The 19,798-nt window shown below is 40.4% G+C and carries 17 protein-coding genes; 11 read left to right on the top strand and 6 right to left on the bottom strand.

Annotated elements, in window-relative coordinates; all coding sequences use genetic code 11:
• Nucleotides 1–21 precede the first annotated feature (21 nt).
• The 4 genes from AWN68_RS02215 to AWN68_RS02200 all read left to right on the top strand — a co-directional run bounded on the left by AWN68_RS02215 (nucleotide 22) and on the right by AWN68_RS02200 (nucleotide 4,768).
• The gene (locus tag AWN68_RS02215; protein WP_068410821.1) at nucleotides 22–681 is read left to right on the top strand and encodes a hypothetical protein; all 660 of its coding nucleotides are present in this window, start codon (nucleotides 22–24) and stop codon (nucleotides 679–681) included.
• A gap of 91 nt (nucleotides 682–772) precedes the next feature.
• Nucleotides 773–2,473 carry a single-stranded-DNA-specific exonuclease RecJ gene (gene recJ, locus AWN68_RS02210; protein WP_068410818.1) on the top strand — a complete coding sequence of 567 codons (1,701 nt, stop codon included), beginning with the start codon at nucleotides 773–775 and terminating at the stop codon, nucleotides 2,471–2,473.
• 24 nt (nucleotides 2,474–2,497) lie between these two features.
• The gene (gene lptB / locus AWN68_RS02205) at nucleotides 2,498–3,229 is read left to right on the top strand and encodes an LPS export ABC transporter ATP-binding protein (protein WP_068410816.1); all 732 of its coding nucleotides are present in this window, start codon (nucleotides 2,498–2,500) and stop codon (nucleotides 3,227–3,229) included.
• 33 nt (nucleotides 3,230–3,262) lie between these two features.
• The gene (locus tag AWN68_RS02200) at nucleotides 3,263–4,768 is read left to right on the top strand and encodes a GH3 auxin-responsive promoter family protein (RefSeq protein ID WP_245657936.1); all 1,506 of its coding nucleotides are present in this window, start codon (nucleotides 3,263–3,265) and stop codon (nucleotides 4,766–4,768) included.
• A gap of 48 nt (nucleotides 4,769–4,816) precedes the next feature.
• On the opposite strand, the gene AWN68_RS02195 is transcribed toward AWN68_RS02200, so the two are convergent.
• From AWN68_RS02195 to mazG, 3 genes are all read right to left on the bottom strand, one after another.
• A complete protein-coding gene (locus tag AWN68_RS02195; protein ID WP_068410811.1) occupies nucleotides 4,817–5,419 on the bottom strand; it encodes a thioredoxin family protein in 603 nt (200 codons plus the stop codon).
• Between the two features lie 638 nt (nucleotides 5,420–6,057).
• The gene (locus AWN68_RS02185; RefSeq protein ID WP_068410805.1) at nucleotides 6,058–7,833 is read right to left on the bottom strand and encodes a chloride channel protein; all 1,776 of its coding nucleotides are present in this window, start codon (nucleotides 7,831–7,833) and stop codon (nucleotides 6,058–6,060) included.
• Between the two features lie 20 nt (nucleotides 7,834–7,853).
• A complete protein-coding gene (gene mazG, locus AWN68_RS02180; protein WP_068410802.1) occupies nucleotides 7,854–8,663 on the bottom strand; it encodes a nucleoside triphosphate pyrophosphohydrolase in 810 nt (269 codons plus the stop codon).
• Between the two features lie 86 nt (nucleotides 8,664–8,749).
• On the opposite strand from mazG, the gene AWN68_RS02175 reads away from it, so the two are divergent.
• The 4 genes from AWN68_RS02175 (at nucleotide 8,750) to AWN68_RS02160 (ending at nucleotide 11,960) form a co-directional block, all read left to right on the top strand.
• On the top strand, nucleotides 8,750–8,980 hold the full coding sequence (locus tag AWN68_RS02175; RefSeq protein WP_068410799.1) for a hypothetical protein: 231 nt from the start codon (nucleotides 8,750–8,752) through the stop codon (nucleotides 8,978–8,980).
• A 94-nt stretch (nucleotides 8,981–9,074) separates the two neighbouring features.
• Nucleotides 9,075–10,466, top strand: a complete 1,392-nt coding sequence (gene glmM / locus AWN68_RS02170; protein WP_068410796.1) for a phosphoglucosamine mutase — start codon at nucleotides 9,075–9,077, stop codon at nucleotides 10,464–10,466.
• Between the two features lie 4 nt (nucleotides 10,467–10,470).
• Entirely contained in the window at nucleotides 10,471–11,613 is a 1,143-nt protein-coding gene (locus tag AWN68_RS02165) for a cysteine desulfurase family protein (protein WP_068410793.1), read from the top strand.
• Nucleotides 11,614–11,618: 5 nt separating this feature from the next.
• Nucleotides 11,619–11,960, top strand: a complete 342-nt coding sequence (locus tag AWN68_RS02160) for a hypothetical protein (protein WP_157716039.1) — start codon at nucleotides 11,619–11,621, stop codon at nucleotides 11,958–11,960.
• Between the two features lie 44 nt (nucleotides 11,961–12,004).
• Here the strand turns inward: AWN68_RS02160 and hemH are convergent, their stop codons facing one another.
• On the bottom strand, nucleotides 12,005–13,024 hold the full coding sequence (hemH, locus tag AWN68_RS02155) for a ferrochelatase (RefSeq protein ID WP_068410787.1): 1,020 nt from the start codon (nucleotides 13,022–13,024) through the stop codon (nucleotides 12,005–12,007).
• 547 nt (nucleotides 13,025–13,571) lie between these two features.
• Here hemH and AWN68_RS02150 point away from each other — a divergent pair.
• Both AWN68_RS02150 and AWN68_RS02145 read left to right on the top strand, forming a co-directional pair.
• Nucleotides 13,572–14,783: a bifunctional alpha/beta hydrolase/OsmC family protein gene (locus AWN68_RS02150; protein ID WP_068411472.1), complete on the top strand. Its 1,212-nt coding sequence runs from the start codon at nucleotides 13,572–13,574 to the stop codon at nucleotides 14,781–14,783.
• 99 nt (nucleotides 14,784–14,882) lie between these two features.
• The gene (locus tag AWN68_RS02145; RefSeq protein WP_068410784.1) at nucleotides 14,883–16,808 is read left to right on the top strand and encodes a cation:proton antiporter domain-containing protein; all 1,926 of its coding nucleotides are present in this window, start codon (nucleotides 14,883–14,885) and stop codon (nucleotides 16,806–16,808) included.
• A 70-nt stretch (nucleotides 16,809–16,878) separates the two neighbouring features.
• On the opposite strand, the gene AWN68_RS02140 is transcribed toward AWN68_RS02145, so the two are convergent.
• Entirely contained in the window at nucleotides 16,879–17,286 is a 408-nt protein-coding gene (locus AWN68_RS02140) for a hypothetical protein (RefSeq protein WP_157716038.1), read from the bottom strand.
• Between the two features lie 249 nt (nucleotides 17,287–17,535).
• Nucleotides 17,536–18,075 (bottom strand): DUF2911 domain-containing protein, encoded by a 540-nt coding sequence (locus tag AWN68_RS02135; protein ID WP_068410777.1) that lies wholly within the window; start codon nucleotides 18,073–18,075, stop codon nucleotides 17,536–17,538.
• A 136-nt stretch (nucleotides 18,076–18,211) separates the two neighbouring features.
• On the opposite strand from AWN68_RS02135, the gene AWN68_RS02130 reads away from it, so the two are divergent.
• Nucleotides 18,212–19,762: a glycine--tRNA ligase gene (locus AWN68_RS02130; RefSeq protein ID WP_068410775.1), complete on the top strand. Its 1,551-nt coding sequence runs from the start codon at nucleotides 18,212–18,214 to the stop codon at nucleotides 19,760–19,762.
• The last annotated feature ends 36 nt before the right edge of the window (nucleotides 19,763–19,798 follow it).

Genomic DNA, 19,798 nt, shown 5'->3' with positions numbered 1-19,798 from the left:
CTCAAATAAAACAAAGATAAGATGAAAGCTTCTAGAGTATTTTTCACGCTTTTACTAGGCATCTTTATTGCCTCAGCCGCCATTGGTCAAGAAATGACCAAGGCCGAAAAGAAGGCCTTCAAACAAGAAATGAAGGTTTGGAAGAAAATGAAAAAGTCGATGTCTCCGGAAGACTTCAAGACACTTTCTGAGGAACATCGTAAATTGAAAACCTCCAATGCGGGAGCTTTGAGTGATATTCAAACGCTTGAAACCCAATTGAGTGGTAAAGATGGCCAGATTGGTGATTTGCAGAAACAGGTGGCCAGAATGCAAGCATCTTATCAAGCGTCTCAAAAGGAAGTAGAGAACCTAAAGGCTCAAATTGACAGTCGTCCAGCATACAACCCAGAGATCATCAACGGGGAGGATTTTAGTGTGGGTGTTGTGTTCAAAGTCCAAGTGGGTGCTTTCAGAAAGGTAGATTTAAAAAAATATGCAGATACGGCCAAGGACTTTGCTGAAGAAGGGGAAGAACTTAGAAAGTATGTAATTGGTAATTTTAGAAATTACGAAGATGCTAATGTCCTTAAAAGATATTTGAGAGAAATGGGGGTTGAAGACGCTTGGATCGTCCCATATAAAGATGGTAAAAGAGTTCCACTCAAAGACGTTCTTCCAACCGCAGAGAAAACGAAGTAAACTCTTATGACATTAGAAATTTAGCAGTGCTTTATTAATAAAGCACTGCTTTTTTATACCCTTTTAGGTTCAATATTTACTATTTTTATACATGCAAAAGAGGTGGTTACTTAATGAAGAAACAGATGGTGAACTGGTACAGTCGCTTCAAGAAAACCTCGGAATAAGTGAAAATCTAGCTTTTCTTTTTGCGCAAAAAGGAATTAGAAATTATGAGGATGCTAAAGCCTACTTTAGACCTCAATTAGATCAGTTGCATGATCCTTTTCTAATGAAGGACATGGATCGTGCAGTGGATAGACTTTCCAGCGCTTTGGAAAACGGAGAAAAGATTCTCGTTTATGGAGATTACGATGTTGACGGAACCACTTCTGTAGCCACTTTTTATGGTTTTCTTTCCGAAACCCATGATACGCTTGAGTTCTATATTCCGGATAGATATAAAGAAGGCTATGGCGTTTCAAAAGCTGGAATCGAATATGCCATCGAGAGCGGTTTTCAGCTTATCGTTACATTAGACTGTGGTATTAAGGCACATGACAGGGTTAGTCAAGCACAATCAGCGGGTATAGATGTTATTATTTGTGACCACCATACCCCAGGTGATGAATTGCCAACGGCTTATGCTGTGCTGGACCCAAAGCGAACGGACTGTAAATATCCCTATAAAGAACTGTCGGGTTGTGGCGTTGGTTTTAAGCTTTTACAGGCCTATTGCCAAAGAAAAGAAATGTCCCAAGACGCCCTTTTACAGTACCTCGATTTATTGGCGGTGAGCATTGCTTCGGATATTGTTCCTATTACAGGGGAAAATCGAGTGCTCACCTATTTTGGACTAAAAAAGCTGAACCAAGACCCCAGGCCAGGTTTAAAAGCGCTGGTAGATCTTTGTAAGAACAGAAATGACTTTACTGTTTCCAGCATAGTTTTTGGTATTGGGCCAAGAATTAATGCTGCTGGACGAATGGATCACGCCAGGGCGTCTGTAAAATTACTTTTGGCCAAAACAGAAGAAGATGCAGATGCAAAAGCGTCACTTATTAATGATAAGAATGATGCGCGTAGAGATTTCGACAACTCAATTACAGAGGAGGCACTGTTGATGATTCAGTCGGACGAAGTGCTGCTAAATGCAAAGTCGACTGTTTTGTATAAAGAAGATTGGCATAAAGGCGTGATTGGTATTGTGGCTTCTCGCTGTATCGAAAAGCACTATCGCCCAACGGTTATTTTGACAGAATCGAATGGCAAGGTAACAGGGTCAGCGCGCTCAGTGATGGGTTTTGATGTTTACAATGCCATTACCGAATGTGCCGACTTACTCGATCAATATGGCGGACATATGTATGCCGCTGGGGTGACGATGGAGATAGAGAACGTAAAAGCATTCCAAGAAAAATTTGAAAGTGTGGTGGCCAGTACCATCACCGAAGACCAACTTGTTCCAGCCATTAAAATTGATTTGGTCATTTTTCTTGATGACATCCATTTCAAGTTTTATGAAACGCTTAAGCAGATGGGGCCATTTGGTCCGCAGAACATGCAGCCTGTGTTTGTTTCTGAAAATGTACATGCCGAAAACGCCAAAGTACTGAAAGAACAACACCTTAAGTTTACAGTAAAACAAGAGGGAACAAACGGTTCTATTGATGCCATAGGTTTTGGTTTGGGAGAATATTACGATTTGGTAAATTCTGGCATGAAATTTCACATGGCCTATACCATTGAAGAGAACGATTTTAGAGGACATAAGAGTCTTCAACTCTTCATTAAGGATATTAAGTTTGAATGATTATTCTATTTTTGCCATTCCATCATGAAATTAAGAGCCGATAATCTCGTCAAGACATATAAAAAAAGAAAAGTAGTTAACGACATTTCTGTGCAAGTTGAGCAGGGAGAAATCGTTGGATTGCTGGGGCCAAATGGTGCCGGGAAAACCACTACATTCTATATGATTGTTGGGTTAATTAAGCCTAATGAGGGAAATGTCTACCTCGAAGATGAAGATATTACCCCCTTACCAATGTTCAAAAGGGCCAAATTAGGCATTGGATACTTGGCTCAGGAACCTAGTGTTTTCAGAAAGCTTACCGTGGAAGAAAACATCATGGCGGTGCTGGAGATGACAAAACTCCCAAAGAAATTACAGAAGGAAAAGATGGAATCTCTTTTAGAAGAGTTCAGTCTTACCCATGTAAGAAAAAACAAAGGTCAGGTGCTTTCTGGGGGAGAAAGAAGAAGAACCGAGATTGCTAGGGCACTATCCGTAGACCCTAAGTTTGTATTGCTTGATGAACCCTTTGCTGGTGTAGACCCCATTGCCGTGGAGGAGATTCAGTCCATTGTTTTCAAACTGAAGCAAAAAAACATCGGTATTCTTATCACAGACCATAATGTGAATGAAACTCTGTCGATTACCGACCGAGCCTACCTTATGTTCGAAGGAAAACTTTTAAAGGCAGGGACTGCTGAAGAGTTGGCAGAGGATGAGCAGGTGAGAAAGGTATACCTAGGTAAAAACTTCGAACTCAAACGGAAAGTATAAGTGGCAATAATTAACTCGATACTGACATGGGTAATGAAAAAGCGGATGTATCAAATCGGCCTTTTCATGAAATACCCATTAGAGGTGCAGGACGAATTATTCAAGAAGCTGATTACTACTGCCAGAAATACAGAGTTCGGTCGTACCCACGGCTTTGCGGACATTCAAAATCAAGAGCAGTTTAGAAGAGACATTCCCATCTTCTCTTATGAGGAAATCAACCCCTATATAGAAAGAAACATGATGGGCGAGCAAAATTTGCTTTGGCCCTCAGATGTAAAGTGGTTTGCCAAATCATCGGGGACCACCAATGCCAGGAGCAAATTCATTCCCGTTTCATATGAGGCTTTAGAGGAATGCCACTTTAAAGGAGGCAAGGACATGCTTTCTATCTACTGCAATAATAATCCCGAAACGCGGATGTTCGATGGCAAGGGGCTCACCATTGGTGGTAGCCAGCAGATGAATCAATTCGACAGCAGTCAAGAATCGTTTTATGGTGATGTTTCGGCAGTAATCATGTCTAACCTTCCCTACTGGACTAGATTTGTTCGTACACCTGCACTGGACATTGCCTTAATGGATGAGTGGGAGTCTAAAATCGAGATCATGGCCAAAACGACCATGGACGAGAATGTGACGAGTATTTCAGGAGTACCGACATGGACAATTATTCTGCTTCAGAAAATCATGGAGCTTAAGGGAACAGACAATATTCATGATGTCTGGCCAAACCTGGAAGTGTTCTTTCATGGCGCTGTAGCTTTTGGCCCTTACAAAAACATTTTTCAGAAAATGATTCCTTCGAGCGGAATGCACTATATGGAAACCTATAATGCTTCTGAGGGCTTTTTTGGTATTCAGGATGAAATGGGGTCTGATGATATGTTGCTTATGCTGGATTATGGAATTTTCTACGAATTCATTCCTTTTGCCGAAATACACAAAGATTCGCCCAAGGTAATTGGGCTGGAAGAAGTTGAAGAAGGCGAGAATTATGCTTTGCTCATTTCTACGAATGCTGGTTTATGGAGGTATAAAATCGGTGATACCATTCAATTTACTTCGGTTTCACCTTATAGAATTCGAATTTCAGGAAGAACGAAGCACTATATAAATGCTTTTGGTGAAGAGTTGGTGGTTGAAAACGCAGAAAGGGCAATTGCAGTAGCTTCGGAAAAAACGGGCGCTCTGATTAACAACTTTACGGCCGCTCCAAAATACTTTAGCCAAGATGAAAAGGCTGCCCACGAATGGGTGGTTGAATTTGAAAAGGAACCCGACAGCCTCGAAGACTTCACAAGGTTTTTGGATGAAACGCTTCGTGAAATCAATTCAGACTATGACGCTAAGCGTTATAAAGACATGGCCCTAACCAGCCCGATAGTTCATAAAGCCGAAGTAGGTACTTTTTATAAATGGATGAAGGGGAGAGGAAAGCTAGGTGGTCAGAATAAAGTGCCTAGGCTTTCTAACACACGAGAGTACCTAGATGATATTCTCAAGATGTTAGGGGCAAATCACAAGCAAGTTTTATAAAGTAATGCTGCTGTTGACTGCTTTAACTAATTGAGTTTAGTCTTCATTTTATTTAATAGTACAGCCAATCGCCTTGGTACTGTTGGTTTCTATGCTTTGCCCATTTAAAAGGGCATCTACAGCACTTTCTACGTATCGTTTGGTGGCTGCCTTAGGGTTTCGACTGTTATTGTCAATTGCACCAATATAGGCTACTCTAAATTCCTTTCCTTCTTTGTTTAGAACATATACTTGAGGCGTGTTTGTTGCGCCATAGGCAGCAGTGGTTTCCTGATTATCCGTGTCTATTAAATAGGGGAAAGGAAACTCTTTGTCGTTGGCCCTTTCTTTCATTTTAGAATAAGAATCCCCTGTAGAGATTGTTGGGTTGTTGGGTTGAACTGCGATTACAGGATAGCCTAAAGCGGCATACTTCTGATGCAATGCTATAATTCGATCTTCGTACATGTCTGAATAAGGGCAGGTATTACAAGTGAAAATAATAATATAGCCCTTCGCGCTTTTATTGGTATTAAGTGACACCATTTTACCATCAATATTTTTAAGGTTAAAGTCTGGAGCGGTACCCCCTATTTTAACCCCCTGAGGATTTTGGTTCAGTCCTCCTACTATAAAGAGAAATGACGTTACAAATGCTTTAATATAAACCATAACCTTTGATCTTTATTGGCAATTCCTTTTTCAAAGCTTGAAGCTCGTCATTCTCCGTCTTTCATTCAACATATTTTATGTGACTGTTGTTTGAAGAATTTTTCACTGGATTCAAGAATGAGCACCTCGATCACTCATGTTTAGAAATATGAATATTCTAATGAGGGCTCAAAGTAACCAAATTGTTTTCACTTCGGTTTTTATTGAGGCCAAATACAAAAGAATAACGTGCTCATATGAGCGTAATATTGGGTTAACATTCAGGTGATTAGAGATTGAACTATTTGCGTTTCGATTTGAGTCAACTCTTACTACTGAAAATACAATTGAAGCCTCTGCTGAAAGCTGCGTTTCTGGTTCAGAAATGGGCTTTCTAAAATCGATTACTGAGAAGATTTTTAGACAAAACAAAGATTGATTAAAGTCAAATAATGTTTTCCACAAAACTGCAAAGTTGTCCACATTTATTAACACAAAATCCATAAGTGACTGACTTTAAGGAGTTTAAATTAAACAAGTGGAATTTGATTTTTGTTGATAAGTATTTAAAAAAATTGCCCTAGGACATTCTGAAGGTATATTTTCATAAATGGGGAGCAAAATAGTTTATAAAAAACGGGCGTCTATTTTTGGAACAATCATTCCTTATTCTGACGCTTGAGTTTAGTACGATAAGCACTGAAAATACGCGATTTTGACATAATTCCTAAGTACTTATCGTCCTTAATCACAGGGAGATTCCACGCGCCTGTCTTCTCAAATTTTGTCATTACTTCTTCCATTTTATCGCTTGTAGAAACCGTAGCAGGGGGTTTATGCATTAAGGCTGCGACAATAACACTTTTTTGAGATGCTGGATCAAACATAATTTCACGAATGTCATCAAGCGTAATGATTCCCTGAAGCTCACCCTTCTCATTTACGACAGGAAATATATTCCTTTTAGACTTTCGAACTAAGGCCACTAAATCGCCAAGGGTTTTTTCTGGATGGATAGTAAGTAAGTCGTTTTCAATAAGCTTTTCGATTTTTATCAAGCTTAATACCTGCCGGTCTTTATCGTTAGTAATGAGGTCTCCTGCTTTAATTAAACGACCAGTATAAAAGGAGTACTGCTCGAAATAACGTGAGGTGCTTAGCCCAATAGCCGAGACCAGCATTAAGGGTAGAAACAAAGTGTAACCACTGGTAATTTCTGCAATAAGGAATATGGCGGTAAGTGGGGCGTGCAATACACCACTCATTACTCCGCACATGCCAACTAAGGTGAAATTACTTATTGAAAGTGTTTTGCCTATTCCTAAAAAGTTGATGGTTTGAGAGTAGATGTACCCAGTAATTGCTCCAATAAAAAGCGAGGGGGCAAAGATTCCTCCACTACCACCAGCCCCCAAAGTAAGTCCGGTGGCAATTGGTTTGATCAGCAAAATTCCTAGAGAAAAAAGAATAAGGTAAAGTGTACTGTCTTGATTTTTTAGGAAAAAGCTTTCTTTTAGAAGTGCTTCAGGGTTTCCATTGAGAATAGTGGTGATGGAATCGTAACCTTCACCATAAATTGGATGAAAAACAAAAATGATGATCCCCAACGCTAAACCTCCAAAAACGGCCCTTCCTGTTTTGCTCTTAATTTTTACTGCAATAGACTCAGTATACTGAGTCAGCCGCGTGAAATACACTGAAACCAAACCACATAAAACGCCTAAAACTAGGAAGTAAGGAAAATCAGAAGCGAGAAATGGATCCTTTAAGTCGAAGGAGAAGAGCACATCTGGTCCTAGAGTGAGCATGGAAACGAGTGAACCAATCACGGAAGCGATCAGCAGTGGGATAAAGGCTGCAATGGTTACATCTGTTAGAATAACTTCGATACTAAAAATAACACCTGCAACAGGAGAGTTGAAAATTCCGGAAATTGCTGCGGCTGCACCACAGCCAATCATTAAGGTCCGTTGCTTATAACTAAGGTGCATCAGCTGCCCAATGTTTGAGCCAATGGCTGAGCCAGTAACCACTATAGGCGCCTCTAGCCCTACCGAACCACCAAAACCTACTGTAATGGCCGAAGTGACCATACTACTATAGGTTTTTACCCATGTTATAATGCTTGATTTTTTAGAGATGGTGTACAGGATACTGGTGATTCCGTGACCTAATTTTTCCTTCAAAAGTTTATCAGCAACAATGGAAGTGATAACGATACCTATTAGTGGATAAATTAGAAAAAGATAATGGGCAACATCTTCTCTAAAGTCACTGAGGGTATGTTGAATATAATGGACGGTGCTTTTTAAGAGCACGGCCGCCACTCCCCCCAAAAGACCTATAACCCCACTTAGAATTATAAGGAAGTTACGCGTACTGATGTGGCGTATTCTCCAGATTAAAAATGTTGAAAATGTCTTATTGAACTTCATAGATATTTCACTGCAAATCTCTAAAGATTCTTAGCCCTTTCCCAATATTTATCCATTTCCTGAAGGCTCATTTCAGCTATGTTTTTACCATCCTTTTTCGATTCGGTTTCTAAAAACTGAAAACGTTTAATGAATTTAAGGTTTGTTCGCTCTAAAGCCTCCTCTGCATCGATATCTATAAAACGAGAGTAGTTGATGAGCGAGAAAAGCATATCACCAAATTCTCCAGAAGCTTTTTCCTTATCGATTTTAGCAGTGTTCTCAATGTTGAATTCATCCTTGAACTCCTGCATTTCTTCTTCTACCTTTTCCCAAACCTGCTCCTTCTTCTCCCAGTCAAACCCAACTCCTCTTGCCTTGTCTTGAATTCGCATGGCTTTTATCATGGCTGGTAGGCCTTTAGGTACTCCTCCTAAAACGGAAGTATTTCCCTTTTCCTTTAATTTAATTTTTTCCCAGTTCTCCTTAACTGCCTGTTCGTCCTTGGCTTCCACGTCACTATATATATGTGGGTGGCGGTGAATAAGCTTATCGCAAATGGCGTTTATGCTATCGGCAACATCAAAAGCTTTTTGTTCATCGGCTATTTTTGAATAAAACACCAAATGAAGCATGACGTCTCCAATTTCCTTTTTGATTTCATCAAGGTTGTTTTCGAGAATGGCTTCTGAAAGTTCGTAAGTTTCTTCAATGGTCAAATGGCGAAGACTCTCCAGTGTTTGCTTTCTGTCCCAGGGGCAGTTTAAGCGCAACTCATCCATTATGGTAAGCAAGCGGTCGAAGGCGTCTAGTTTTTCTTTTCTACGAATGTCTTTTTCGGGTTGGAGCATTGAGATAAAGGCTTTTTGGGAAACTTACAGTCCAAAGGTAGCGTTCTACGCACAACTATCTTAAATTTGCAAAAAATTAGTCTACCATGATAACGCTATATTTGACCTTAGGACTTGTAGGATTGTTTTTCATATTCATGTCTGTCCGCTTAATTTTTTTAAAAAACGGAGAGTTCAAAGGAACATGTGCTTCCCAAAATCCCTTTTTGAATAAGGATGGTGCCGCCTGTGGCTATTGTGGAAAAACTGTACAAGCAGGTGAAAGCTGTGGAAATCCTGATAATGAAGTAGATAAAGTCCTCTCCAAGTTTAAATAATCCCAGTTTCTTTAATACCGTCAAAAGTTGATCAAAACGAACCGTCATATTCTGTTTTTGCTAGCTTTGTAAATACAATCAACCCAATATATACGTGACCTTAATCAAATCTATTTCAGGAATAAGAGGAACCATTGGAGGTAAAGTAAACGAAGCACTTACACCAATTGATGTTGTCAAATTCTCTGCCGCTTTTGGCACCTGGGCGAAGCAAAACTCCAAACAAAACACAATTGTAATTGGCCGTGACGCTCGACCATCGGGCGAAATGGTTTCCTCTCTCGTCAGTTCTACCCTTCAAGGTTTAGGCTTGAATGTAGTTGATCTTGGCCTTTCGACTACCCCGACTGTTGAAATGGCAGTTACCGCTGAAAACGCCTGTGGAGGAATTATTCTAACCGCCAGTCATAATCCTGTGCAATGGAACGCGCTAAAGCTTTTGAATGCAAAGGGTGAGTTTATTAGCGGTGATGACGGTAAAGCAGTATTAGAAATTGCGGAGAACGATGCTTATGAGTTTGCTCCTGTTAAGTCTTTAGGCAAATACAGAACAGACGATACCTACATTCAAAAACATATTGAAGCCATACTTAAACTTCCACTGGTTGATGTTGAAGCGATTAGGGCGGCCAAATTCAAAGTGGCTATTGACTGCGTAAACTCTACAGGAGGTATTTCACTTCCTCCTTTGTTGAAAGCATTGGGGGTTGTTCAAATTGAAGAACTTTATTGTGAACCTAATGGCCATTTTCCTCATAATCCCGAGCCACTTCCAGAACATTTAGGAGACATTACTAGAATTATGCAGAAGGGCATTTATGACCTTGGCATTGTGGTAGACCCAGATGTTGACCGTTTGGCCATGGTATCCGAAAACGGTGATCCTTTTGGCGAAGAGTACACTTTGGTAGCTGTTGCTGATTATGTGCTTTCGCAAACCAAAGGCAATACCGTTTCAAACCTTTCTTCTACCCGAGCATTGAGAGATGTAACGGAAAAAAGAGGAGGCACTTATGAAGCCGCTGCGGTGGGTGAGGTGAACGTGGTAACCAAAATGAAAGAAATAAATGCTGTAATCGGTGGCGAGGGAAATGGTGGAATCATCTATCCTGAATTACATTACGGTAGAGATGCACTTGTTGGAATCGCTCTTTTCTTAACACACCTGGCTAAGTATGGAAAGAAAATGTCTCAGTTGAGGGCCAGCTACCCTAACTATCACATCTCAAAAAATAAGATTGATTTGTCACCAGATATTGATGTGGATAAAGTATTGGAAGGAATGCAAAAGCGATATGCTAAGCAGCCGATAAATACCATTGATGGAGTAAAAATAGAGTTTGACAAAGAATGGGTACATTTGCGAAAGTCGAATACGGAACCAATTATTCGTATTTATTCTGAGTCAGAATCTCAGGCCACTGCCGAGTATTTGGCTAATAAAATTATTACCGATATTAAAGAAATCGTTTCGTCAAAATCTTGATAGAATGAAGAAGATATATTTAGACAACGCTGCTACAACCCCATTGGATCCTGAGGTTTTTGAGGCCATGAAACCAATGATGCTTGAGTTCTACGGAAACCCGTCTTCAACCCATGCGCATGGAAGAGAAGTAAGAACGAAAGTAGAAAGGGCGAGGAAAACGGTGGCGGAGTTGCTGAATACAACTCCTTCTGAAATCTTCTTTACTTCTGGGGGAACTGAGGCCGATAATACTGCCATTACTTGCAGTGTTGAAGCCTATGGTTTAAAGCATTTAATCACTTCTAAAATTGAGCACAAGGCAGTTTTGCAAACGGCAGAAAAGCTAGAAGCGCAAGGCAAAGTGAAATTGAGCTTTGTTGATGTAGACAGCCAGGGTCATATGGATTATGACCATTTGAATAGCCTGTTAAAGGATAATTCACGTTCAATGGTGTCTATCATGCACGCCAATAACGAAATTGGAACACTCAACGATATTGCCAGAATTGGTGAGATGTGTAAAGAGTACGATGCCGTTTTCCATTCCGATACGGTGCAAACCATGGGCCATTTCAAACATGATTTGCAGGCATTGACTTGCCACTTTATTGTTGGTGCAGGGCACAAATTCAACGGTCCAAAAGGCGTTGGCTTTTTAAGAGTTTGCAAGAGTAAAAAAATTGGTCGTTTTGTGGAAGGTGGAGGCCAAGAAAGAAACCACAGGGGCGGAACAGAAAACGTTTACGGCATTGTTGGTCTGGCCAAGGCATTAGAAATTGCTTATCGCGATATGGACAGCCATGCTAAGCATATTCAAGGGTTAAAAACCAGAATGATTGAAGGCTTGAAAAACAATGTTTCAGGCATTGAATTCAACGGAGATATCAGAGAAGGCCACAGCCTTTACACGGTGTTGAACGCAAGCTTTCCGGCACACGAAGACAATGATATGCTTCTCTTCAATTTAGATATTAATGGAATTTCTGCTTCTGGCGGAAGTGCCTGCTCTAGTGGAGCCAACACGGGTTCACATGTGTTAACAGGAATAAAAGCAGACCCAGAAAGACAAGGCATCCGTTTTTCTTTTGGTAAGTATTCTACTGCAGAGGAAGTAGACTATACCGTTGAAAAACTCGTTGAGATTCTAAACCCAGTACACGCATAGAATTGATGAACGAATTTCGTTCCATATTACATAAGACTACAACAAGGCCAATATATCTGTTGGCCTTGCTTTCTTTTTTTCTTTTGAGTTGCTCTGATGAGGACATCGACATTTCTGAACTCAGAGGCACCATTGTGGAAGGGGCTACGGTAAGCCTTAGTTGCGAATACATTTTCCAAACCGATGGAGGACGATATTATGTCCCTACATTTTTGCCCGCCCAATACAAGCAAAATGGGGCTTTGGTATTTATTAAGGGAGAAATTCTAGACGAACTTTCTGATTGTGCCAACTTATTGGGTGACGGAGCATTTATTCGAATAGAGCAAATCAGCGCAGCGAATTAACCGCTCTCTAAAACCTAATTCAGAAAGATAAAACGGTAGTTCGACTATGCGTTTTCTACCATTTCTTTCAACCCTGCAATCCAAGTAGCCGAGTTATTAAGGCTTGGTACCAAATCCCAAACTTCTCCACCTGCTTCCATAAACTCCTCTTTAAACTGTCCGCCCACTTCCACCGTAGTTTCTAAGCAATCGGCAATAAAAGCAGGAGAATAAGCCAATACCTTTTTGATTCCTTTTTTAGGAAGGTCTTTTAAAATTTCATCAGTGTAAGGTTTGATCCATGGATCTTTACCCAACCTCGATTGAAAACTAATGGTATACTGATCTTCGCTTAAGCCCAGTTTTTCGGCCAAAAGGCGAGAAGTGTAAAAACACTGCGCTCTATAGCAGTAGCGGTTCTTTTCATGGAATTTATTACAACAACTGCCTAACTGACACTGATTGCCATCAGACCCTTTTTTGATTTGACGTTCGGGCAAACCATGGTAACTGAAAACCACATGGTCGTAATCTGTAGTTTCCATCAACTTAAGTCCGTTTTCAGCAAAGGCCTGAATAAACTTAGGGTGGTCCATAAACTGGTTGATATAGCTCATAGAAGGAATCACCTGCCACTTATTCACTACATCATTTACTTCTTGCACCGCGGAACCTGTCGAAGCAGAGGCGTATTGCGGAAATAAAGGAATCACTACGATTCGGCTTACGCTGGCAGCTTTTAGTTCGTTTAATGCCTCTTCAATACTTGGGCTTTGATAGCGCATACCCAAAGCCACCTTGTACTCAGGGCCTAATAATTCTTGCAAAGAATCGCGAACATCGTATCCGTAAAACTTTAGCGGACTACCTCTTTCAACCCAAAGCTTGGCATATTCCTTTGCCGACTTAGGGGCTCTTAAAGGGGCAATAATACCCTGAACTAAGAGAAACCTAGAAAGAAATGGGATGTCTATAACTCTTCCATCCATTAAGAACTGGCGTAAGTATTTGCGAACGTCTGATGTGGAGGGACTGTCTGGAGTGCCTAGATTAACGAGTAAGACACCAATTTTTTCTTTTTGCATGGTTGGAATTTAGCCTTGATAAACCGTTTGCAAAGATATTTGTTTTAACCTGAATTATGCATTGGGTTTCGAAATGAAGAGATAAAGTACAAAAAAAGGGTTACTTATATTGAAGAGGCATAGCATAGCTATGGTGATTCACTAAATGCATGTTAAGTGACTCTTTTGAAGTAATTTATCTATGGAATAGAAAGGTTAATGCATAATTCAGGTTTAAGCTGCTAGGCCAATTGATCTTTTCAATAGACAATAAAAAAGCACTATCGGTTAAGATAGTGCCTCATCTATATCGTTCAAATCTGTTGTTTTATTCTCTATTGGACTCCTCTTCCTTTAGAGAGATATTTGAGCGACCTTATTTATAGGTAGATTTATTAGAAAACAAGGCTTTTGGTATTTACCCTTACCTATGCCTAAAAAATAAATCATTAATTAGTGACTCAATAAAGAGCACATTGTGTTAACGAATAAAGCCCTTTGGGGTTTTAGGTATATGCCTTTACAACTCGTTTCATAGATTAACCTTAAAAAGAAACCCAAAATGGCCATGAAAACAATCAAGCTTCAATTCAAAAATGCCGAAGGTTTTCTGCTTTCAGCAAAACTCGAACAGCCTGTAGACAAGAAGCCAGTGACTTATGCTTTGTTTGCGCATTGCTTCACTTGTTCCAAGAATTTAATTGCGGTGACCAATATTAGCAGGGCATTAACCTCGAAGGGAATTGCCGTTTTAAGGTTTGATTTCACGGGGCTGGGAGAAAGTGAAGGTGATTTTGCAGACACTAATTTTTCTGGCAATATTCAAGACCTTATTGTTGCTGCTAAGTATTTGGCGAAAAATTACGAAGCGCCAAGTATTTTGATTGGCCATTCCTTGGGTGGTGCTGCAGTATTGATGGCTGCTAGCCATCTGGATTTCATAAAATCAGTAGTTACCATTGGCGCTCCATCTGATACGCCACATCTTAAAAAGCTTTTTAAAAGTTCGCTTGAAGAAATTGAGGAAAATGGTAAAGCCGTGGTTTCATTGGGTGGAAGACCTTTTACAATTAAAAAGCAGTTTATCGATGATTTGGATAAAACAGAGCTGACTTCTGTCATTAGTGAATTAAGAAAGCCATTGCTGATTTTCCATTCCCCACAAGACGAAACGGTGGACATTAATAATGCGGAAAAGATTTATATGGCCGCCCATCATCCAAAAAGCTATATATCATTAGACCAGGCTGATCATCTTCTAACTTCGAAAGAAGACTCTATTTATGTAGGTGAAATAATTGCCACCTGGGCTAAGCGTTATGTAGATTTGGAAGTAAATGAAGAGGGGCTTGAAACTACACATCAGGTGGTGGTAAGAAACGAAAAGGAAGATGGCCTCCTTTCTGAAATTATGGCGAATAAGCATTACTTAATTGCCGATGAGCCCAAAGATGTAGGGGGAACCAATTTGGGTGGAACTCCTTATGATTTGCTTGTTTCGGCCTTAGGTGCTTGCACCGCCATGACCATAAGACTTTATGCAAACCACAAAAAGATAGAGCTCGATGATGTGAAAGTACACCTGACTTTCGATAAGCGCCATGCGGATGATGCCATAAATGGGTCGCCAGCGCAAATGGAATTTATAGATAGAGAGGTGGAGCTAACTGGAAATTTGAGTGAAGAGCAAAGCGCGCGAATTTTGCAGATTGCAGATAAATGCCCGGTACACAAAACACTTACTAAAGGCTTAACTGTCAATACGAAGCTAAAGGGCTAGCCATAAACTGCTTGAAAATCGGCTTTCAGAGAGATTTTTTAGCTATTTTGTGAGCTTGTTCAAAACTGAAGTAAGGATAAAAACTCGCATTAGCTTTACATGACCTTTAACCAAAACACGATTTTATTATTGGGTGGCTTTGCCATTGTAGCTGTAGCCGCGAAGCAATTGGCGGGCTTTTTTACAAAGATCAAGCTGCCCTTTATTACGGGGCTTTTGGTCATTGGCTTAGTTTCTGGCCCTTTCATTTTTAATTTGCTTCCGAAAGGTGCGGGCAATGGTCTGCACTTTATCAATGACATTTCTCTGGCATTTATCGCTTTTGCAGCTGCAGCGGAACTTTACTTGAAAGAAGTTAGAAGTCAGTTCAAAAGTATCAAATGGATGACTTTCGGGCAGCTGGTCGTCACTTTTATCGTCAGTTCTATTGTCATCTATTTCATGGCTGGCATTATTCCTTTCATGAGCGATTTAAATGCAGCGAATAAGGTTGCTGTCTCTCTATTAATGGCTACTATTTTCGTGGCACGCTCTCCCGCTTCGGCCATAGCGGTAATTACCGAAATGCGAGCAAAAGGCCCTTTTGTCCGAACGGCCATGGGCGTAACCGTGGTGAAGGACTTTCTGGTAATTCTTCTTTTTGCGATCTGTTTCTCTGTATCACAGGCCTTGGTCAATGGTGATCCTTTGCGTCTGAAATTCTTGCTGACTTTATTGGCAGAACTTACTGCCTCCTTTGGGCTGGGCTTTTTGGTAGGGAAAATCTTGACATTTCTTTTAAAGCAAAGAATGCATCAGCATTTAAAAACCGCCCTGATTTTGGCCACCGGTTATGCTGTTTATGCATTTTACTATTTCGTAAAAAGTTATACCGTTGAAGAATTTGGAAAGGAATTTCACTTAGAACCATTGCTGATCTGTATCATCGGTAGTTTCATCGTTACCAATTACAGTAAGTTTCGCTATGAATTTCTGAAAATTCTGGAAGAAATAGGTCCTTACATATACATCGCTTTTTTTACCCTCACGGGAATAAGCGTTTCATTGGACGTTTTTATTGAGCTTTTCGGAATTGCTGTTTTGCTATTTACGCTGCGTTTGGTCACGATGGTGTTGGGTTCATTTGTTGGTGGAGCTTTGGCTGGCGATTCTCCTTTGTTCCGAAAAATTGGTTGGATGCCTTATGTTACTCAGGCGGGTGTCGGCTTAGGTTTGGCCACCGTAGTTGCTGATGCATTTCCAACTTGGGGATCAGAGTTTGCAACGGTAGTGGTTGCGGTTATCGTGTTGAATCAATTCGTTGGGCCGCCACTTTTTAAGTGGTCCATTAATTTGGTGGGGGAAGGCCATACAAGGGCTAATATCCCTCAATACGATGGTGTGCGAGATGCCTTTATCGTAGGCTTCGATTCTCAGAGTGTCGCCCTAGCTAGGCAGCTTAAAGAACATGGTTGGGAAGCTGAAATAGTGACACAAAAGAAAGACTTGAATGTGGAGGATTTTCCAGATCTTATAATTCATCAAGTCAAGGAATTTGATCTAGAAACATTCAAGGGCATTAAAGTTGAAAAAGTAGAAGCAATTGTGCTCACGCTTACTGATGACGAGAACCTTGAGATTGCTGAGCTTATTTATCAGAATGTAGGGACAAAGGACATTGTGGTGAGGCTGAATCAGCGCTATAATTTCGAGAAGTTCCACAAATTAGGATGTCTTATTGTAGACCCTCATACCGCTATGGTGAGTTTAATGGATCATTTGGTTCGTTCTCCTCAGGCGGCTACACTTCTCTTGGGAATGAAAGAAGGCCAAGACACCATGGACATTCAGGTACTCAATCCAAACCTGAGGGGTATTCCTTTAAGGGACTTGAGATTACCAGCGGATATCATAGTGCTTTCAGTAAACCGCAATGGGCAAAGTATTATTACACATGGTTACACTCGATTGAGAATAGGAGATGTGCTAACGATTGTGGGTTCCAAAGAGAGTTTACAAAAAGTGACATTGAAGTTCGACCGATAACGAAAAAGGAGCCAACCTTTCGATCAACCCCTTTTTACAAAACAACCACATATTACACTTTTACAAATCTTTAATTTCCTCCGTCTTTTTTAGACTCGTTTTTCTCTTTGGCCTTCTCTTTCATTTCAGGACCACGTTTTCTCATCATCATACGCGCGCCCATATTTTCTCTGTTATTTTGTGGTGAAAAGCGAGCTTCATTCCTGTTTCCCCTCATTTCCCCTCGGTTTCTTTGACCTTGAACCCGACCTCTTTGACCATTTTTTGAGGACTCCTTTAACTTGGCGTATTGCTCTTCGGTCAGAATTTCCTTAAGACGTTCATCCTTGGCTTGTCTTTCTACGAAAGCATCGCGTTTCATTTCTTCTCTCATTGCCTTCATTTTTTCCATGGAGGCTTTGCGCTCTGTTTGCGCTGCTTTCAATTCCTTATCCAGCGCTAGTTTTTGTTGCTCATTTAAACCGAGCTTCGCTGCCATTTGCTCTGTTTGCAATAATGTCTTACTAGAGTTTTGAGCTAACATTTGGTTTGCTGATACTCCGATCAAGCTTACCATTAAAATTTTGATTATTGACCTCATTTCTTTTTCGTTTGTTGTGAACCTTGGATTGAAAAGCAAGATCAAGGTTTAATGAGGAAGGAAAAATGTAGAATTGACTAGGTTAGAAAAGGCGGTTTTATCTACTTAATCTGAGATTTGCAAAATGAAATAATACTTAAGGGGGAATTAAAGTACTTTAAAGGGAGTAGAGACCTTGGTTTTGTCCCAAGCCATAATGAGCACGGGGCTTCCGTTTTCTTCAGAAAAATCAATGGTAAACTGTTCAACAACTTCAGGTAGGCTTTCCACCTTAGCACTAACTCTTAATACATCATCTTCTGGAGTATAAACAGTGCCCCAATCGTGAATTTGGTTGTTGAAAACAATTTCCCATTCGGTTTCACCAGGAAAAGTTATTAAAGAATAGAAACCTGCTTTTAAGGTTTTTCCCGAAAAAGAAACGTCTCTTGAAAGGCGGATAGTAGTGGCTTCGTTAGCGCCAGTTCTCCACCATTTTCCGTAGGGAACAAGTTTTCCGAAGATCTCGCGGTCTTTTTTGAATGGCCTGCTGTAGGTTACCTCAATGTTTATAGCATTGTTGTTATAAGAGGCTACTTCAGCTGGACTGTACTTTTTTGTTTGATAAAGCTGATACTGTTGTACGCCAACAATACCACCGACAATGACGGCCAAAATAAGTACTGCTGTGGAAAGCTTTCTTTTCATACCAAACAAATATAAGGATTCTGATTTCTAAGACTCGCAAAAGGCCTCAAGGATTATGCCGAGACTTGATAAACGGAAATTTCCTTTTTCAGTAATGCATTGCATATGTTGAAAGCCTTTTCCATATCTTTGCCGCATGGCACAAAATGACGATAATCAGCTTAAAAAAATCGCAGGACATGCGAAGGAGTACGGTTTTATTTTTCAATCCAGCGAAATCTATGACGGTCTTTCTGCCGCGTATGACTACGGCCAAAATGGAGTTGAATTAAAAAATAACATTAAGCAGTATTGGTGGAAGGCCATGGTGCAAATGAATGAGAACATTGTGGGCATTGATACCTCGATTTTCATGCACCCCACTACTTGGAAAGCCTCAGGGCACGTAGATGCTTTTAATGATCCGATGATCGATAATAAGGATTCGAAAAAAAGATACCGTGCCGATGTTTTGGTGGAGGAGTACCTTGATAAAATTGAGGCTAAAATTACCAAAGAAATAGAAAAAGCAGAGAAGCGTTTTGGCGATACTTTCGACAAAGAGCAGTTTATGGCCACCAATCCTAACGTACTGAGAAATCAGGCGAAAATGGATGAAATTAGCCAGCGCTTAGGCAATAGCTTGGAAACAGAAAACCTAGCCGATGTAAAAGCACTGATCGAAGAATTGGGCATTGCCGATCCTGTTTCGGGTTCTAAAAACTGGACAGACGTTCGTCAGTTCAACTTAATGTTCTCTACAGAAATGGGTTCTGTGGCAGAAGGCGCGAGCAAAATATACTTACGTCCAGAAACGGCTCAAGGGATTTTCGTCAATTTCTTGAATGTTCAAAAATCAGGTAGAATGAAGGTGCCTTTTGGTATTGCCCAAATTGGAAAAGCCTTCAGAAATGAAATTATCGCACGTCAGTTCATTTTCAGAATGCGCGAATTCGAACAAATGGAAATGCAGTTTTTTGTAAAACCAGGGGAAGAATTGACTTGGTATGAAAGCTGGAAAGAAAAACGAATCAAATGGCACAAAGCCCTTGGTTTGGGTGATGAAAATTACCGTTTCCACGACCACATTAACTTAGCACATTACGCGAATGCCGCTGCCGATATTCAGTTCAACTTCCCGATGGGCTTTAAAGAATTGGAAGGGATTCACTCTAGAACCGACTTTGATTTAAAAGCACACGAAGAGCACTCAGGTAAAAAACTTCAATTCTTCGATTCAGTCGAAAACGAATCTTTTGTGCCTTATGTGGTAGAAACCTCGATTGGTTTGGACAGAATGTTCTTGGCGGTATTGAGTGCTGCTTATACGGAAGAAACATTGGCTGATGGTAGCGAAAGAACGGTATTGAAATTACCAGCAGCTTTGGCGCCTTATCAAGTAGCCATCTTGCCATTACTTAAAAAGGAAGATTCGGGATTGCCACAAAAAGCAAGAGAAATTTTGGCCGAACTTCAGTTCGATTTTAATTGCCAATACGATGAAAAAGACGCGATTGGTAAACGCTACAGAAGACAGGATGCGATTGGAACACCATATTGTGTGACTATCGATCATCAAACTTTGGAAGACAACACGGTTACGATTCGTGATAGAGATGATTTAAGTCAAATCAGAATTTCTATTGACGAGCTGAAGGCCAAACTTACAGAAGTAACTTCGATTACTAATTTGCTTAGGAAACTGTAAGTGTAATACCCTCTTCCAACTGAGTTTACTGCGGTC

This window comes from Roseivirga echinicomitans (assembly GCF_001592935.1).
GTDB lineage: Bacteria > Bacteroidota > Bacteroidia > Cytophagales > Cyclobacteriaceae > Roseivirga > Roseivirga echinicomitans.
This window is presented reverse-complemented; position numbering and strand designations above follow the sequence as displayed.

Bases quoted from the DNA above. Each gene is read 5' to 3' on its own strand.
- AWN68_RS02215 (WP_068410821.1), top strand. From the start codon at position 22: ATGAAAGCTTCTAGAGTATTTTTCACGCTTTTACTAGGCATCTTTATT.
- recJ (WP_068410818.1), top strand. From the start codon at position 773: ATGCAAAAGAGGTGGTTACTTAATGAAGAAACAGATGGTGAACTGGTA.
- lptB (WP_068410816.1), top strand. From the start codon at position 2,498: ATGAAATTAAGAGCCGATAATCTCGTCAAGACATATAAAAAAAGAAAA.
- AWN68_RS02200 (WP_245657936.1), top strand. From the start codon at position 3,263: ATGAAAAAGCGGATGTATCAAATCGGCCTTTTCATGAAATACCCATTA.
- AWN68_RS02195 (WP_068410811.1), bottom strand. From the start codon at position 5,419: ATGGTTTATATTAAAGCATTTGTAACGTCATTTCTCTTTATAGTAGGA.
- AWN68_RS02185 (WP_068410805.1), bottom strand. From the start codon at position 7,833: ATGAAGTTCAATAAGACATTTTCAACATTTTTAATCTGGAGAATACGC.
- mazG (WP_068410802.1), bottom strand. From the start codon at position 8,663: ATGCTCCAACCCGAAAAAGACATTCGTAGAAAAGAAAAACTAGACGCC.
- AWN68_RS02175 (WP_068410799.1), top strand. From the start codon at position 8,750: ATGATAACGCTATATTTGACCTTAGGACTTGTAGGATTGTTTTTCATA.
- AWN68_RS02165 (WP_068410793.1), top strand. From the start codon at position 10,471: ATGAAGAAGATATATTTAGACAACGCTGCTACAACCCCATTGGATCCT.
- AWN68_RS02160 (WP_157716039.1), top strand. From the start codon at position 11,619: ATGAACGAATTTCGTTCCATATTACATAAGACTACAACAAGGCCAATA.
- hemH (WP_068410787.1), bottom strand. From the start codon at position 13,024: ATGCAAAAAGAAAAAATTGGTGTCTTACTCGTTAATCTAGGCACTCCA.
- AWN68_RS02150 (WP_068411472.1), top strand. From the start codon at position 13,572: ATGAAAACAATCAAGCTTCAATTCAAAAATGCCGAAGGTTTTCTGCTT.
- AWN68_RS02145 (WP_068410784.1), top strand. From the start codon at position 14,883: ATGACCTTTAACCAAAACACGATTTTATTATTGGGTGGCTTTGCCATT.
- AWN68_RS02140 (WP_157716038.1), bottom strand. From the start codon at position 17,286: ATGGCAGCGAAGCTCGGTTTAAATGAGCAACAAAAACTAGCGCTGGAT.
- AWN68_RS02135 (WP_068410777.1), bottom strand. From the start codon at position 18,075: ATGAAAAGAAAGCTTTCCACAGCAGTACTTATTTTGGCCGTCATTGTC.
- AWN68_RS02130 (WP_068410775.1), top strand. From the start codon at position 18,212: ATGGCACAAAATGACGATAATCAGCTTAAAAAAATCGCAGGACATGCG.